The organism is Bacillus cereus group sp. BfR-BA-01382, assembly GCF_022663475.1.
Lineage (GTDB): Bacteria > Bacillota > Bacilli > Bacillales > Bacillaceae_G > Bacillus_A > Bacillus_A thuringiensis_S.
This window is the reverse complement of record NZ_JAKUFQ010000052.1, coordinates 21,401-37,223: the sequence shown is the minus strand read 5'-3', so window position 1 is coordinate 37,223 and position 15,823 is coordinate 21,401. Positions and strand designations below refer to the sequence as shown.

The following is a 15,823-nucleotide window of genomic DNA, read 5'->3' as shown; positions in this document are numbered from 1 at the left end:
CATTCTCGTCTTACTATTATCACTTGTATATTTCATGTATACAAAAATTGTTGAGCATAATAAGAAAGAAGAAACTTTAAAAGCGGCAGCAGAAATGAAGAAACAAGAAGAGCTAAAAAAGAAAGAAGAAGAAAAAAAGAAGCAAGAAGAACAAAAACAAAAAGAGCAGGAAGAACAAGTGAAGCAAGCGCAAGCTGCGGAACAGCCTACTGAAGGACCACCTCAAGAAATTAATGAAAACGCTCAATTGGACCAGTATTTACAAAACGCAGGATTTAGCGGGACAGCTGTTATTGTGAAGAACGGAAAAGTTCTTCTGAATAAAGGGTACGGTATGGCAAATAAAGAGCAGCAAGTACCCAATAATTCAGAGACGACTTTTTATATTGGTTCTATTTCAAAGGCGTTTGTAGCAACCGCTATTATGCAGTTGAAAGATCAAAAAAAATTACAAGTAGAAGATACTGTTGCGAAGTATATTCCAGATTTTCCACAAGGTAATAGTATTCAGCTAAAACATCTATTAACACATACATCAGGGATTCCAGAATATGAGCAGGGAAAAGAAGATATTTCTCATGAAGAACTGATAAAGCGAATAGGAAATCAAAAGCGTATTGGTGGTCCAGGAGAGAAGTGGAAGTATTCCGATTCGAACTACTCTATACTTGCATACATTGCCGAGAAGGTAAGTGGACAGCCGCTCGAAGAATATATTAAACAACATATTTTTGCTACTGTGGGTATGAAACATTCTGGTTTTGGCACAGAATTAGAACAAACAAGATTCCCATCAACGGGTTATAAAATAGTAAATAACAATATGACAACACCTAATATTCCGAGCATGTCACAACTATATGGTTGTGGTGATATATATACGAGTGCACATGATTTATATTTATTTAACGAAGCACTCTTCTCTGGAAAGTTAATTTCAAAAGAGAGCTATGATCAAATGTTTACAGGCGGAAAAAAAGATTACGGATTTGGATGGTACGTAGACCCAGGAAGTTATTCGAATCACGGTGTAATGCCAGGATGGAATTGCTTAAATGGATTTAGTAAAAGCGGAAGTGTGTATGTCGTTTTATTATCTAACATCCAAAACAACATTAAATCGTTTGGTAAAGTGAATAACGACATTTATACAATGTTGCGGAATATTGAAGTGTAAGAAACTATCCTTTTGGATAGTTTTTTTTATGCCCTTAAACAAATATTTCTTTTAGAAAATGTATGTCTTACCTATCACAAAAATATCTGTTTTGTATACATTAAGATGTATGGATGTAAAATTTTGTAATCTAAAAATAATAGGAGGAGAAGTGTATGTGTCTGTTCGGAAAATATTGGCATAAGTTATCAAGATTATTTAATAGACAATTAGGCTATTTTTTAGATGACAAATTATTGCCTGCTGTGGAACGACTTTTATTTTCGCAAAACTTTGCAAGGTTTATTCAAAGAAACTCTAAGCAAGCTACGGAAGAATTTATAAAATCAAGTCAATTTCAATCTATTATTTGTAATATTTTAAAAGAATGCAATACATCACCTTTTAAAGAAATTGCAAAGCAGTATTTAGGTAAAAACGTAGAAATTACGGTGACGGTTGGACAATTAACAGGCGTTATTGTAGCAGTTGGTGATGATTTCTTAACATTGCAAGAAGGAATAGGAACTGAAGTTTTATTACCATTTACAAGCATTATATCAATTAAAGAAGTGTAAGAAAGGAGAGTTATATATGTTATTTACTGATGAATTACGTAACCATGTTGGTGAGCTAGTGCAAGTTGTGACAGCTGTAGAAATTGTTACAGGCATTCTTTTATCTGTGACAGATGGGGCGATAATTGTGCGTACTTCTCCTTCTTATGGACCACCGGAAGATGTAATTGTGCGCACTCCTATTATTGCTTATGTTCGATTGGAAGGGTAAGCGTGATACAAGTATGAGAGTATCAGTTGTTATTCCAGCGCACAATGAAGCGAGTACTTTATCGCAAGTTTTAGTAGAAGTGGAGAAGCTCGAGCCTTACGAAATTATCGTGGTAGATAATGGGTCAACAGATGGGACGAAAAAAATAGCGTTACAACATCATTGTCACATGATTTATTATAAACATTCTCTTGGCAATGATGTTGGACGGGCTATTGGAGCTAGAGAAGCAAAAGGTGAAATTGTCTTGTTTTTAGATGGTGATATTGTTATTGATAGTAAAGAGTTACAACGTTTCGTGAAAGGGATTCAACAAGGGCATCAAATTGTTGTGAATAATTTAACATGGTCGGTTTATTTAAAGATGAGACCACATTATACGACAGTTGGAAAGTTCATGTTGAATCGTTATTTGAATAAAAAGGAGCTTGTTGTTGGATCTTTAATCGCAATTCCACATGCGATGAACAGGAAAGTTATCGAGAAACTTGGGTGGTGGAATTTAGCAGATCCAGCACTATTTCAAGCGATGGCGATGTCTAGAGGAGTAGATATTGTTGATACGGCTTCGGTCGATGTAATTCACACAAATAAGGTTCGTCCTGTGCATACGGGAACATCACCTGGTTCTCCTTATCCGAAAGCGACTAGCCGTATTATGGGTGATCATTTACGTGCTTTACAATACGTAATCGAAACATATGGTAAACGCGGCGGTTTTTCGGAGGGAAACAGGGATAGAGAGTTTATAGGGAACTATAAACCCGTTGTATTAAAGAAGGAAAAAGCGAAATATAGTGCGATTATACCAGTGTCAGAAGAAAAAATGACGATAAGATCTGTTATACAAGAAGTGAAAAAAGCAGGGGTAGATGAAATTATTGTTGTCGCGAATGGCGCAGATTTTGAGACTGTTAAACACGCAAAGCTAGAAAATGTTATTGTTGTTGAATTTACGAAGGCGCTTGGACATAACGTAGCACGAGCGATAGGTGCCATGCATGCTACGGCAGATATTTGTTTATTCGTTGATGGTGATTTTGTTATTCCAGCAAAAAAACTCACTCCATTTTTGCAAGCTGTTGAAGATGGAAGTGACGTGGTTTTAAATGATTTACAATGCTTATTAGATATGTTTCATCCTGCAGATCCAATTAGTATGGGGAAATATTTTGTGAATTTAGTAGCGAAAAGACCGGATTTATGGAATAACTCATTAACGGCAGTACCACATGCTATGCATAAAAGGGTAATAGAGAAAATAGGATATGACTCGCTTGTTATTCCGCCATTAGCCCAAATGAAAGCTATTTTGGAGGTTTTTTCTATTACAGCAGTAGAATTTGTAGATGTTATAAAAACCAATCGGGTACGCCCGGAGCAACATGGGTTTGTAAATGGACGTATTCCGGCATTTGACCGTATTTTCGGTGATCAACTTGAGGCGATTGCTTATCTATTACAATATACAGACGAACGTGGGAGTTTTACGGATGGAGATCGCGATAGAGACATTATTCAACAATTGAGAAAGGAAGAAAAGAATACAGATGAATGCTAGTAGTAAAGTAGCTATTATTGGATTAGGGTATGTTGGTCTTCCTTTAGCAGTCCATTTTGCAGAAAGAGGATATACCGTACTAGGATTAGATAAAGATACTAGAAAAATAGAATCGATTATAAAAGGAGAAAGTTATATTCCAGATGTTTCTTCTAAAGTGTTACAAAGTTTATTGACTAAAAATAAATTAATAGTAAATACACCAGATAAAGGTATTACTGATTTCCAAAATAGTGATTATGTTATTGTTACTGTTCCAACTCCAATTAATGAACGAAGAGAACCAGATTTAAGTGCCCTCATTTCAGCTTCGCATTATATACAACAAAATCTCCAAAAAGGACAAACCTTCATTTTTGAAAGTTCCACATACCCAGGCACACTTGAGGAAGTTATTATTCCTATTATTTCTCAAGCCGGCAAAAAGGTAGGAGAAGATTTCTATATTGGATATTCTCCTGAGAGAATTGATCCAGCAAATAGTCAATATTCAGTTCAAGCTATTCCAAAAGTTATTAGTGGACAAACAGAAAAGTGCAAACAAAAAGTACAGGATTTATATAGTAGCATTTTTGACTTAGTTGTACCTGTTAGCTCTCCGAAAGTAGCAGAGATGTGTAAGCTATTTGAAAATATTCAGCGCTTAGTTAACATTTCTTTAGTAAATGAGTTAAACACACTATGTGAAAGTTTAGGGATTGATTTTTATGAGGTTATTGAAGCGGCATCTACAAAACCGTTTGGATTTACTCCGTATTGGCCAGGACCAGGGATAGGGGGGCACTGTATTCCCGTAGATCCTTTATATTTTCAATGGAGAATAAAAAAGAATGGGGCAATTAGTCAATTAATTGAGGCGGCACATGTAATTAATGAAGAAATGCCAGAGAAAATTGTCCGGAAAGTAAAGGGCATGGTGCAATCACCCGGACTAGTTTTAATTGTAGGAATCGCGTATAAGAAAGATGTAAATGATTTGAGGGAATCACCGGCTTTGCCAATTATTCAATTACTAATAAAAGAAGGATACAAGATAAAATACCATGATTCATATATTTCTTCTGCAGAAATTGGAGATAAGGTGTATCAATCCGTTGCCTTGGATGAACAAACAGTTAAAGAGGCAGGTTGTATTTTAATTTTAACTGATCATTCTAATATCGATTGGAAGCTTTTTAAAGGAATGAACCGAGTAATAGATACAAGGGGAATTATAAAGAAGGTGAGTGTATGAGTAAGAAATGTTTAATTACAGGTGGGGCCGGATTTATTGGATCTCATTTAGCTGAAGAGTTGGTGAGAAGGGGTTATGAAGTCACGATTGTGGATAACTTCTATAAAGGGAAAAATAAGTATCATAATGAGCTAATGAGAGAGATGCGGGTTATTCCAATAAGTGTTTTAGACAAAAATTCTATTTATGAGTTAGTAAATCAACATGATGTAGTGTTTCATTTAGCAGCAATTTTAGGTGTTAAAACGACAATGGAAAAAAGTATAGAGCTCATTGAAACGAATTTTGATGGAACGAGAAACATTTTACAAGCAGCATTAAAAGGAAAGAAGAAAGTAGTTTTTGCATCTACTTCCGAAGTATATGGCAAGGGCAAACCGCCTTTCTCAGAAGAAGGGGACCGATTGTACGGGGCAACTTCTAAAATACGTTGGAGTTATGCAGTGTGTAAAACATTAGAAGAAACATTATGTTTAGGCTACGCATTAGAAGGTTTACCGGTAACAATTGTTCGTTATTTTAATATTTATGGTCCAAGAGCGAAAGATGGTCCGTATGCAGGGGTAATCCCACGATTTATCAGTGCGGCCCTGCAAGGAGAAGATATTCTCGTATATGGAGATGGAAAGCAGACACGTTGCTTTACGTATGTAAGTGATGCGGTAGAGGCAACGATTCGAGCAATGGATGAGAAGGTAAATGGTGAGATTATTAATATAGGTTCCGAGAACGAAAAGAGTATAAAAGAAGTAGCAGAAACAATTAAAAAACTAACGAAATCTTCTTCAAAAATTATACAAGTTCCTTTTGAGGAAGTATATCCACATGGCTTTGAAGAAATTCCAAATAGAAGGCCGAACGTAACGAAGTTAAGAGAGCTTGTTCAATTTCAAGCGACAGTAACGTGGGAACAAGGATTGAAAGAAACTATTAAGTGGTTTCATGAAGAAAACAATGGCTAAGTCGCTATCAGTTATTATTCCTGCAAGTAATGAAGTGGATACAATTTCAGACGTTATTCAATCGGTAAAACCGTTAAATCCAGTAGAGATTATTGTAATAGCAAATGATTGTAATGATGGTACAGAAGAGGTTGCTAATCGGTTAGGATGTAAAGTAATCAGGCATACAGAACTATTAGGAAACGATGTTGGACGTGCAGTTGGCGCAAAATATGCGATAGGTGATGTATTACTATTTATAGATGGGGACTTTGCTATTCCAACTTCAAAATTACAATTGTTTCTTAATCCGATTTTACATGATCAGACTGACATCGTTTTAAATAATTTGGACGCATTGTTTTTAAAGAAACAAAAACCCCATTCTGTTACAGTGTGGCGTCAAATATTAAATGCAATGTTAGAGCGTGAAGAATTAAAAATAGATTCTTTATTATCTGTACCTCATGCGTTGACGAAAGAAGTCGTCCAGAGTATTGGATACGAATGTTTAGTTAATCCTATTGTAGCTCATTTACGTATAGCACAAAGTAAATGGAGAATTAGCCGTCATTGTGCTATTGATGTTATTACGCCGAATAAATTTCGACCGGTTGAACATGCTGCATATGGCACGAGCCTTTCTCAATCTGAAAGAAGAATGATAGGTGATCATATAGAAGCTGTTGCGGAACGGATAGTAAGCAGTGATACACGCGGGGGATATTATGATGGAAATAGGAAAAGGAATAGCGTCTATCATACTTTAAATTTCGAAGATTTTTATCAAGGATGGGGCGTTACATCCAATTTGTATAAAGGAAAGCAACTATCGGTTGTTATTCCTGTACAAGATGAAGAGAAAACAATTGGAAACGTTATAGAAGAGCTTCGTAAAATTGAACCTTTTGAAATCATCGTCGTCGTAAATGGTTCGTCAGATAAAACAGCAACGATTGCAAAAGACAAGGGCGCAACGACAATTGTATATAAAGAAGCCCTTGGAAACGATGTAGGGCGTTCACTTGGAACTTATTTTGCAAAAGGAGAAATTGTGTTATTTATAGATGGTGATTTTGTTATTCCAGCTAGGGAGCTATATCCTTTTGCAAAAGCTATTGCAGATGGAAAGGACGTCGCATTAAATGATTTAAATCATTATTTAGATCTAAGAGTACCACTTCATCTTGTAACTGCGTTTAAGTATGCACTAAATTTAGCTTGTGATAGAAAGGATTTAGGGGTAGGATCACTTATTGCGGTACCTAATGCATTTAGCCACAAGTGTTTGAAAGCAATTGGGTATAAATCTTTATTGTCACCTTGTGTAGCACAAGTGAAGGCTCTTCTTTCTGGATTTGAAATTGCGTGTGTATATCGTGTTGAGGTTGATAAGATGAACCGTATTCGTCCCAGTGAACATTTTGCAAAAATAGGTCATCCTCCAGCTGTACTTCGAATTATAGGTGATCATATAGAGGGACTAGAGCAAATAATTGCATTAACAGACAATCGTGGCGGATTCTATGATGGCAATAGAAAAAGAGATGTTTTATAGAAGTAACAAAAAAGTGTACAACATGTGTACACTTTTTTGTTCTGTTATAAAAACTATAACAGATTAGGAGATAAGAGTATTACAGCTCTACAATGGGTATTGTTCTTATATTACAAAATAGGACTCGTATATAATAATACCAAAAAAATACAATTAAGGAAAGGGTTAATTTTAAAGACTTTTAAATGAAGTTACCACTATATATATAGTGGTTTGCTCAACTTTTCACAAACATGTCACAACTATTTCGTTCACTTTCTTAAAAAAGTAGTATTCTAAGTGTGTAAGCTGTTATATAAAAAATCTTAGTCCTGTACTAATCAAAAATGGAGGAGATTAGGATGACTCAAGTATTAGAAAATGTTAAAAACGCATGGGAAAACTTTAAAGGTGAAAAATGGAAAGCAGAGATTGATGTTCGCGATTTCATTTTAAATAATGTAAACGTTTTCGAAGGAGACGAATCTTTCTTAGCAGAAGCAACTGAAGCAACGAAACAACTTTGGGATCAAGTAATGGATTTAACAACAAAAGAACGTGAAAACGGTGGCGTTCTTGATATGGATACAAAAATTGTTTCTTCTATTACATCACATGACCCAGGATACTTAAATAAAGATATTGAAAAGGTAGTCGGTTTCCAAACTGATAAACCATTTAAACGTTCTTTACAACCATATGGTGGTATTCGTATGGCGGAGCAAGCTTGTGAATCTTATGGATACGAAATGGACAAAGAACTTAGTCGTATTTTTAGAGATTGGAGAAAAACTCATAACCAAGGTGTATTCGATGCATATACACCAGAAATGAGAAATGCACGTAAATCAGGCGTTATTACTGGTCTTCCAGATGCATACGGTCGTGGACGCATTATCGGTGACTATCGACGCGTAGCATTATATGGTATTGATCATTTAATTGAAGCGAAAAAAGCTGATTTAAATTTAACTGGCGGTGTAATGAGCGAAGATACAATGCGTTTACGCGAAGAATTATCTGAGCAAATGCGTGCACTTCAAGAACTAAAACAAATGGCTGCTTTTCATGGTTTCGATATTTCTAAACCAGCAACAAATGCACAAGAAGCGTTCCAATGGTTATACTTCGCATATCTTGCGGCGATTAAAGAGCAAAACGGAGCTGCAATGAGTCTTGGACGTACTTCTACATTCTTAGATATTTACATTGAAAGAGATTTAGCAAATGGTACTTTAACAGAAGAAGAAGTACAAGAAATTGTAGATCACTTCATTATGAAATTACGTCTTGTGAAATTCGCAAGAACACCTGATTATAATGAATTATTCTCTGGTGACCCAACTTGGGTAACTGAATCTATCGGTGGTATTGCATTAGATGGTCGTCCATTAGTAACAAAGAACTCATTCCGTTTCTTGCATACATTAGATAATTTAGGACCAGCTCCAGAACCGAATTTAACAGTTCTTTGGTCTAAACAATTACCAGAGAACTTTAAAAACTACTGTGCGAAAATGTCCATCAAAACATCAGCAATTCAATATGAAAATGATGACATTATGCGTGCTGATTACGGCGATGATTACGGAATTGCTTGTTGTGTATCTGCAATGAGAATCGGTAAGCAAATGCAGTTCTTCGGAGCTCGTGCAAACTTAGCGAAAGCATTATTATATGCGATTAACGGTGGTAAAGATGAAAAATCAAAAGCACAAGTTGGTCCTGAGTACGCACCAATTACTTCTGAAGTATTAAATTACGAAGAAGTTATGCATAAGTTTGATATGACAATGGAATGGTTAGCGGGTCTATATTTAAACACACTAAATGTTATCCATTACATGCATGATAAATATAGCTATGAACGTATTGAAATGGCACTTCATGATACGAATGTTCTTCGTACAATGGCAACAGGTATCGCGGGTCTATCTGTAGTAGCAGACTCATTAAGTGCAATTAAATACGCACAAGTAAAACCAATCCGTGATGAAAACGGTATTGCAGTGGACTTCGAAATTGAAGGAGACTTCCCTAAATACGGTAACAATGATGATCGTGTAGATGAAATCGCTGTAAATCTCGTGAAAACATTTATGAATAAACTTCGTAAACATAAAACATATCGTAATTCCGTTCATACAATGTCAATTTTAACTATTACATCTAACGTTGTATACGGTAAGAAAACTGGTAACACTCCAGATGGACGCCGTACTGGAGAACCATTTGCACCAGGTGCAAATCCAATGCACGGACGTGATACAAAAGGTGCATTAGCTTCATTATTATCTGTAGCTAAATTACCATATGAAGATGCACAAGATGGTATTTCTAATACATTCTCTATTATTCCAAAAGCACTTGGTAAAGAAGATGATGTACAAGTACGTAACTTAGTATCTATGCTTGATGGCTATGCAGTAAAAGAAGGCCATCACTTAAATATTAACGTATTTAATCGTGAAACATTAATGGATGCAATGGAACATCCTGAGAAATATCCACAATTAACAATTCGCGTATCTGGTTACGCTGTAAACTTTATTAAATTAACTCGTGAACAACAAATTGATGTAATTAACCGTACAATGCATGAAAGCATGTAAATGAAAAAAGTGTCCCTTCGCTCTTAATATATAGCGAAGGGAGGCTGTTTCAATAAAGGAGGAAGTAACATGGTAAAAGGAAGAATACATTCTGTAGAGTCTTGTGGTACTGTTGATGGCCCAGGGATTCGTTATGTCATATTTACACAAGGGTGTTTATTACGTTGTCAATATTGTCATAATGCTGATACTTGGGAAATCGGTAAAGGTAAAGAAATAACAGTTGAAGAAGTGATGCAGGATGTGACATGTTACCTTCCATTTATTGAAGCCTCCGGAGGCGGTATAACAGTTAGCGGTGGAGAGCCATTATTACAGCTAGACTTTTTAATTGAGTTGTTTAAAAAGTGTAAAGAGGCTGGTATCCATACAACAATCGACTCTTCTGGTGGTTGTTATTCTGAGGAACCAGAATTCCAAAGTAAGCTAGATATTTTAATGGATTATACAGATTTAGTTTTATTGGATTTGAAACATATCGATTCCAAAAAGCATCGTAAATTAACAGGGAAACCAAATGAACATATTTTACAATTCGCTCGTTATTTATCGAATAAGGATAAACCGATTTGGGTACGACACGTATTAGTTCCTGGTGTTACGGATAATGAAGAGGATCTACAAAAACTATCTAGCTTTATTCAAAGTCTGTCTAATGTTCAAAAAGTTGAAGTGTTACCATATCACAAGCTTGGTGTATATAAATGGGAGGCGCTTGGACATAAGTATCCACTCGCAAATGTAGAACCACCTACTGAGAAAAATGTAGAACATGCTAAACATATTTTACAAGCGGTCTAATCCAAATATTGGATTAGGCTTTTTGCTTTCTTTACAATAAAATCTAGAGTATATATTGATAAAAGAGTATACTGAAAGTAGAATATCCATAATTTTGTACGGAATAAGTGGAGAAATTTACATAATTGTAAAGGGAAATCAAAATAGTAAAAAGAATTAAGAAGTAAAAGAGTGAGTATCATGGAATAGAGAACATTTGTAAGTTATTGCGAAAGCTCTTATAGGAAAGTATAATGTAAAGATATGAGCACAGATAGGATTAAGGGGTCAATCTTATATGCTTTGCATATCCACGACAGGTACATAGCTGAAAAGGGAATTATTAGAATCTGTTTATGTAATTTTTAAGGAAAATGTTTTTCCTATTGTCGTATATGCAATATGGAGAAACAAAAAGCTAGGAGTGGATTTGTTTGATAAAAAACCCCAAGGTTTTAATATTAACTGCACATTACGGTAATGGTCATGTGCAAGTAGCAAAAACATTAGAACAAACATTTCGCCAAAAAGGAATTGAAGATGTTATTGTATGCGACTTGTTTGGAGAATCACATCCATTTATAACTGACATTACAAAATATTTATATTTAAAAAGTTATACAATAGGAAAAGAATTATATCGTTTGTTTTATTACGGGGTAGAAAAAATTTATGATAAGAAAATAGCATCTTGGTATGCGAACTTTGGAAGAAAACGTTTGAAAACACTGTTACAGGTGGAGAAACCAGATATTGTAATTAATACATTTCCAATTATCGCTGTACCAGAATTGAAGAAACAAACAGGGATTTCAATTCCTGTCTATAACGTATTAACTGATTTTTGCGTGCACAAAATATGGATTCATCGAGAAGTAGATCGTTATTTTGTTGCAACGGATCACGTGAAAGAATTGATGGTTGATATCGGTGTACCTGCGGAACAAATTGTTGAAACAGGAATTCCAATTCGGAGTAGTTTTGAGTTAAAGGTAAATCCAGACATCATATATAATAAATATCAGTTATGTAAGAATAAAAAGATTTTACTAATTGTAGCAGGTGCTCATGGGGTATTAGGAAATGTAAAAGAACTATGCCAATCATTTATGTCAGTGCCTAATTTACAAGTAGTTGTCGTTTGTGGGAAAAATGAAGCTTTAAAACAGGATTTATTAAGTTTACAGAATCAAAATTCCGATGCATTAAAAGTGTTTGGGTATGTTGAAAATATTGATGAATTATTCCGAGTTACTTCGTGTATGATTACGAAGCCAGGCGGAATAACATTAAGTGAAGCAGCAGCGTTGCAAGTACCTGTCATTTTATATAAACCTGTTCCAGGACAAGAAAATGAAAATGCGATGTACTTTGAAAAAAAAGGAGCAGCAGTTGTCATTCGCGATGATAGTGAGGTTTTTGCAAAAACAGAGGCATTATTACAAGATGATGTGAAGCTTCTTCAAATGAAAGAAGCAATGAAAAGCATCTATCTTCCAGAGCCAGCTGGTCATATTGTAGATGCAATTTTGGCAGAAAATCATGCAGAACCGCGGCATATACCTATTAAATCACCTGCTCTTGCACAATCTTTTACTTAATATGAAACCCTCTTTGTATATGTAAAGAGGGTTCTTTATTATTTTCAAAGAAAATTCAGCTAGTTATCCACAAAAGGATTGCGCTTTCATTAAACAGTAAAGTCGGAATATTAACAACTATATCCACATTGTCCACAATTTTTAGAAAAATATCCACAATTAAAACAGCTGATATATACTTTAATATAGAAAAATATTAAATGTTTTTGAAAATTACTAACAATTTCGTTGGTTTTGTGGATAAAGTTGTCCACAGCAAAAAGGACCCTTATGTATAAGGGTCCTTTTTGCTTACTTCTATCAGTCGAGAAAATTATGTAATGAAAATGAATAATTAGGGGGGAAACTTCTAATTATTCATTTTCACTTTAAATGCTTTTCGAGCGATATCCTGCTGCACGATCTGCTTTTTGAAATTCTCGTTGATAGAGAACTTCTTGTGTACTAGATAATGTATTTTTTGCTTTATCACGTTTCTTTTTATCCATTACAAATCACCTCGTGTCTTAAAGTTACTATTTATCGTTTCCAAAGACATGAGGGGATATACGCATATGGAAAATGTTAATGATTGATTATCATTTCAGAAAATTTAGATTATGCTTCTTTTAATTGATGAGCATCTTGGAAGGTTGTATCTCGCATTGTAGCAAGTGTGTATTGATCTTTTGGAATTTCATATAAGTTATATACTTCTTCGTTTGCGTTAATTTCATCATATACGGCTTTTCTTGTTTCGTTTGCTAGATTTACATATTGCAGTTTTTCTGCAGCTTTAATAGAACGAATATTTATTTTACGAATACGCATGAAGATTGTTTCAATATCTAATTCATAGAAAAGTTCACTAAAAAATGAATCTTTTGCTAATTTATTATAGCCTTTTCCATGATATGGTTTGCCGAGCCATGTCCCGAGAAACCCAGCTTTTTCTTGCACATCAAATAAAGTAATTGTTCCGATGGGGTTACCCCATTCATCTAAAATTGTGCGTGAAATTAATTCACCACGCTCTTCAGCTTCAATTGTTTGTTTCGTTAAGAATAAATATTCTTCATAAGAATAAGCCTTTTGACGCACAAAAGGGAAGACAGCTGGATCCACCATTAACTCGTATAGAACGTGGCTGTCGTGTAAGTCGCGTTTTTTCAACATACTAACTCCTCCTCACACGAGGGTAGCATGACGAAAAAACACCCCACCCTCGAAATTTTTATATCAATCTTTAAAAAATTTCGGGGTGGGAATCGAACCCACTAGAACCAGTTTCTAACGCTGGTGGCGCACCATTTGCCTTCCCCATTCATCAATTTGAAAATGATAATCACGACACAAATTGATTATGGTTTCATTCAGTTTATAATCGTATAATACTTTATCTAGTCAAAAAAATAAACTAGTTTTTTTTATTTTTTTTGTAAATTATTTTTCCATCAATCATAGTTAGTACAGGCTTGGCTAAATAATGAAAAGGATGATGAGTCCATAACACGAGATCGGCGTCTTTTCCAACCTCGATACTTCCAATTCTATCCTCTAAACGCAAATTTCGCGCTGGGAATATGGTGATTCCTTCTAGTGCTGTTTTCTCATCTAACCCTTCTCTTACTGCAACAGCAGCACAAATATTTAAATATTGAATGGGTGTATAAGGATGGTCTGTCGTTATAGAAACTTCCACACCATTTTTGGATAATATATGGTAAGTATCCCATGTCTTGTTTTTTAGTTCGATTTTAGAACGGCGTGTCAGAGTGGGACCAACTGAAATCTTCAAATTGTGTTTCGAAAGCTCTTCAACAAGAAAGTGTCCTTCTGTACAATGTTCAATACGTAGATCGAGGTTGAATTCCGTTGCAAAGCGTAGCGCAGAACTAATATCATCTGCTCGGTGAGCGTGGATACGTACGGGTATTTCACGACGTAATGCTTTTAAAATAGGAAGCATTCGAAAATCAGCTTCGTGCCCGTAGTGTTGTGCTTCATAGAATGATTCCCGTAGTAACCCCATAATCCCCATACGTGTTATGGATTCTTTCGTTCCATTACTATGGACCTTTTTAGGATTTTCTCCAAAGGCAATCTTTAAACCAGCAGGTTCTTGAATAATCATATGATCAATACAAGTTCCAGCTGTTTTTATTACACAAGTAGTACCCCCGATAATATTTTGACTACCAGGCATAACGTGAACGGTTGTAATTCCATTTTGCACAGCGTCTTGAAAGGCAATATCGAAAGGGTGGATACCATCTAAAGAACGAATATGTGGTGTTGAAACTTCAGATGTTTCATTGGCATCATTTCCAGCCCAACCAGTACCTTCATCATAGAGACCAAGGTGAGTATGGACATCAATAAAGCCAGGTAAGAGATGGAGTGCCCGTGCATCTATAACGGTCATATCTTGAGTAGGTTGAATAAAAGGTTTGACCTCGGTAATTCGCTCTTCTGTAACGAGTACATCGCCTTGAAACTTTGGAGATGTAATAGGGTATACAATGGCTTGTTTGAGCAATATTTTCATAGGTACCTCATTTCTGTTACTTTATAATGCTAATGGAAGTTAAGGGAAAGTAACTGAAAGGTTATTTGTATGGTAATGCTTCGGATCCTAGAAAATGAAAGTTTTAAAAGGGCCCATGTAAAATTTTGTTTTAGAAGTACTACATTGTATGCGAAAGTATATTTTGTAATGCATGGTCTATTGCCGGAAATGTGTATTGGTATCCATGTTTAATTGCTTTAATAGGTAATACATGTTGCCCTTCTAGTACAAGTATGCTCATCTCACCTAATAAGGCGTGAAGCATAAATGAAGGGACAGGCAGCCAATGTGGTTTTCTCGTTGCGACAGCGATGGTTTTTCCAAATTCCTTCATTCTTATAGGTGTTGGTGCTGTCATATTAAGAGGGCCATCAATTTCTTTTTTGTGTATGATGAAATCCATCATACGAACGACATCGTCTATATGAATCCATGATAACCATTGCTTCCCAGAACCAATGGTGCCGCCGATATAGAATTGATAGGGAAGTAACATCTTTGGCAAGGCTCCGCCATCTGCACCTAATACAACGCCAAATCTTGTGTAAATTGTTCTTATTCCGAGAGAACATGCTTTAGCTGCTTCTTGCTCCCATAAAAATACTGTTTCTGCTAAAAAATCATTTCCGGGAGTTTCTTGTTGCTCAGTAAAAGACTCTATTTCAGATGTTCCGTAGTATCCAATAGCACTTGCATTAATAAATGTATGTGGTTTTGTTTCCATTACTTGTAGTTGTTGAATAAGTCCTTTTGTTGTTTGAATTCTACTGTTTAATATTGTTTCTTTTTGTTTTTTTGTCCATCTACTATTGATAGATTCTCCAGCTAGATTAATGACTACATCGATAGAGGAGAGTGGAAAGGTAGATAAATCTGGTGTCCAGTGTACGTATTGAAGGTTATGGTTTGAGGTTCTAGTAGTTTTCTTTCGAGTAAGAATGTAGACCATATATCCTTTTTGAATAAAAAAAGTAGAGAGGTATTTACCAATAAAACCAGTGCCACCAGAAATTGCGATTTTCATAATCATTTCCTCCTCATTATATATATTCTTGAAAAGAAAA

The 15,823-nt window shown here is 35.3% G+C and carries 14 protein-coding genes and 1 pseudogene; 11 read left to right on the top strand and 4 right to left on the bottom strand.

Going from position 1 to position 15,823, the window contains the following annotated elements; all coding sequences use genetic code 11:
• The 11 genes and pseudogenes from MR160_RS19820 to MR160_RS19770 all read left to right on the top strand — a co-directional run.
• On the top strand, window positions 1-1,177 hold a 1,177-nt coding region (locus tag MR160_RS19820), incomplete at its 5' end, for a serine hydrolase domain-containing protein (protein ID WP_242297886.1).
• A gap of 155 nt (window positions 1,178-1,332) precedes the next feature.
• A complete protein-coding gene (locus MR160_RS19815) occupies window positions 1,333-1,734 on the top strand; it encodes an LSm family protein (protein WP_000335512.1) in 402 nt (133 codons plus the stop codon).
• Between the two features lie 16 nt (window positions 1,735-1,750).
• Window positions 1,751-1,945, top strand: coding sequence for an LSm family protein (locus MR160_RS19810; protein ID WP_000899475.1), 195 nt, complete (start codon window positions 1,751-1,753; stop codon window positions 1,943-1,945).
• 13 nt (window positions 1,946-1,958) lie between these two features.
• Window positions 1,959-3,506, top strand: a complete 1,548-nt coding sequence (locus MR160_RS19805) for a glycosyltransferase family 2 protein (protein WP_012614730.1) — start codon at window positions 1,959-1,961, stop codon at window positions 3,504-3,506.
• Window positions 3,496-4,740 (top strand): nucleotide sugar dehydrogenase, encoded by a 1,245-nt coding sequence (locus MR160_RS19800; RefSeq protein ID WP_000994265.1) that lies wholly within the window; start codon window positions 3,496-3,498, stop codon window positions 4,738-4,740. Before MR160_RS19805 ends, MR160_RS19800 begins: the two co-directional genes overlap by 11 nt.
• Window positions 4,737-5,702, top strand: coding sequence for an NAD-dependent epimerase/dehydratase family protein (locus MR160_RS19795; protein ID WP_000037052.1), 966 nt, complete (start codon window positions 4,737-4,739; stop codon window positions 5,700-5,702). The genes MR160_RS19800 and MR160_RS19795 overlap by 4 nt, the downstream gene beginning before the upstream one ends.
• Window positions 5,695-7,239, top strand: a complete 1,545-nt coding sequence (locus MR160_RS19790) for a glycosyltransferase family 2 protein (RefSeq protein WP_074790702.1) — start codon at window positions 5,695-5,697, stop codon at window positions 7,237-7,239. The genes MR160_RS19795 and MR160_RS19790 overlap by 8 nt, the downstream gene beginning before the upstream one ends.
• Window positions 7,208-7,428 (top strand): annotated as a pseudogene (locus MR160_RS19785) (hypothetical protein). Before MR160_RS19790 ends, MR160_RS19785 begins: the two are co-directional and overlap by 32 nt.
• A gap of 152 nt (window positions 7,429-7,580) precedes the next feature.
• The gene (gene pflB, locus MR160_RS19780; RefSeq protein ID WP_097826073.1) at window positions 7,581-9,830 is read left to right on the top strand and encodes a formate C-acetyltransferase; all 2,250 of its coding nucleotides are present in this window, start codon (window positions 7,581-7,583) and stop codon (window positions 9,828-9,830) included.
• A gap of 69 nt (window positions 9,831-9,899) precedes the next feature.
• Window positions 9,900-10,631, top strand: coding sequence for a pyruvate formate-lyase-activating protein (gene pflA, locus MR160_RS19775; RefSeq protein WP_000238468.1), 732 nt, complete (start codon window positions 9,900-9,902; stop codon window positions 10,629-10,631).
• A gap of 413 nt (window positions 10,632-11,044) precedes the next feature.
• Complete coding sequence (locus MR160_RS19770; protein ID WP_000594686.1) at window positions 11,045-12,211, top strand: diglucosyl diacylglycerol synthase; 1,167 nt, start codon at window positions 11,045-11,047, stop codon at window positions 12,209-12,211.
• A gap of 368 nt (window positions 12,212-12,579) precedes the next feature.
• Here MR160_RS19770 and MR160_RS19765 read toward each other — a convergent pair whose 3' ends face one another.
• The 4 genes from MR160_RS19765 to MR160_RS19750 all read right to left on the bottom strand — a co-directional run bounded on the left by MR160_RS19765 (window position 12,580) and on the right by MR160_RS19750 (window position 15,783).
• Entirely contained in the window at window positions 12,580-12,699 is a 120-nt protein-coding gene (locus MR160_RS19765) for a YfhE family protein (RefSeq protein ID WP_000358482.1), read from the bottom strand.
• A 109-nt stretch (window positions 12,700-12,808) separates the two neighbouring features.
• Entirely contained in the window at window positions 12,809-13,366 is a 558-nt protein-coding gene (locus MR160_RS19760; protein WP_000914737.1) for a GNAT family N-acetyltransferase, read from the bottom strand.
• Between the two features lie 241 nt (window positions 13,367-13,607).
• Window positions 13,608-14,738, bottom strand: a complete 1,131-nt coding sequence (locus MR160_RS19755; protein ID WP_097826074.1) for an amidohydrolase — start codon at window positions 14,736-14,738, stop codon at window positions 13,608-13,610.
• Window positions 14,739-14,877: 139 nt separating this feature from the next.
• Window positions 14,878-15,783: a TIGR01777 family oxidoreductase gene (locus tag MR160_RS19750; RefSeq protein ID WP_000684387.1), complete on the bottom strand. Its 906-nt coding sequence runs from the start codon at window positions 15,781-15,783 to the stop codon at window positions 14,878-14,880.
• Window positions 15,784-15,823 lie beyond the last annotated feature (40 nt).

What these genes read in the sequence shown, in the direction of transcription:
- MR160_RS19800 (WP_000994265.1), top strand. Translation starts at nt 3,496, where the DNA reads ATGAATGCTAGTAGTAAAGTAGCTATTATTGGATTAGGGTATGTTGGT.
- MR160_RS19790 (WP_074790702.1), top strand. Translation starts at nt 5,695, where the DNA reads ATGGCTAAGTCGCTATCAGTTATTATTCCTGCAAGTAATGAAGTGGAT.
- MR160_RS19765 (WP_000358482.1), bottom strand. Translation starts at nt 12,699, where the DNA reads ATGGATAAAAAGAAACGTGATAAAGCAAAAAATACATTATCTAGTACA.
- MR160_RS19750 (WP_000684387.1), bottom strand. Translation starts at nt 15,783, where the DNA reads ATGAAAATCGCAATTTCTGGTGGCACTGGTTTTATTGGTAAATACCTC.
- pflB (WP_097826073.1), top strand. Translation starts at nt 7,581, where the DNA reads ATGACTCAAGTATTAGAAAATGTTAAAAACGCATGGGAAAACTTTAAA.
- MR160_RS19760 (WP_000914737.1), bottom strand. Translation starts at nt 13,366, where the DNA reads ATGTTGAAAAAACGCGACTTACACGACAGCCACGTTCTATACGAGTTA.
- MR160_RS19795 (WP_000037052.1), top strand. Translation starts at nt 4,737, where the DNA reads ATGAGTAAGAAATGTTTAATTACAGGTGGGGCCGGATTTATTGGATCT.
- pflA (WP_000238468.1), top strand. Translation starts at nt 9,900, where the DNA reads ATGGTAAAAGGAAGAATACATTCTGTAGAGTCTTGTGGTACTGTTGAT.
- MR160_RS19810 (WP_000899475.1), top strand. Translation starts at nt 1,751, where the DNA reads ATGTTATTTACTGATGAATTACGTAACCATGTTGGTGAGCTAGTGCAA.
- MR160_RS19815 (WP_000335512.1), top strand. Translation starts at nt 1,333, where the DNA reads ATGTGTCTGTTCGGAAAATATTGGCATAAGTTATCAAGATTATTTAAT.
- MR160_RS19755 (WP_097826074.1), bottom strand. Translation starts at nt 14,738, where the DNA reads ATGAAAATATTGCTCAAACAAGCCATTGTATACCCTATTACATCTCCA.
- MR160_RS19805 (WP_012614730.1), top strand. Translation starts at nt 1,959, where the DNA reads ATGAGAGTATCAGTTGTTATTCCAGCGCACAATGAAGCGAGTACTTTA.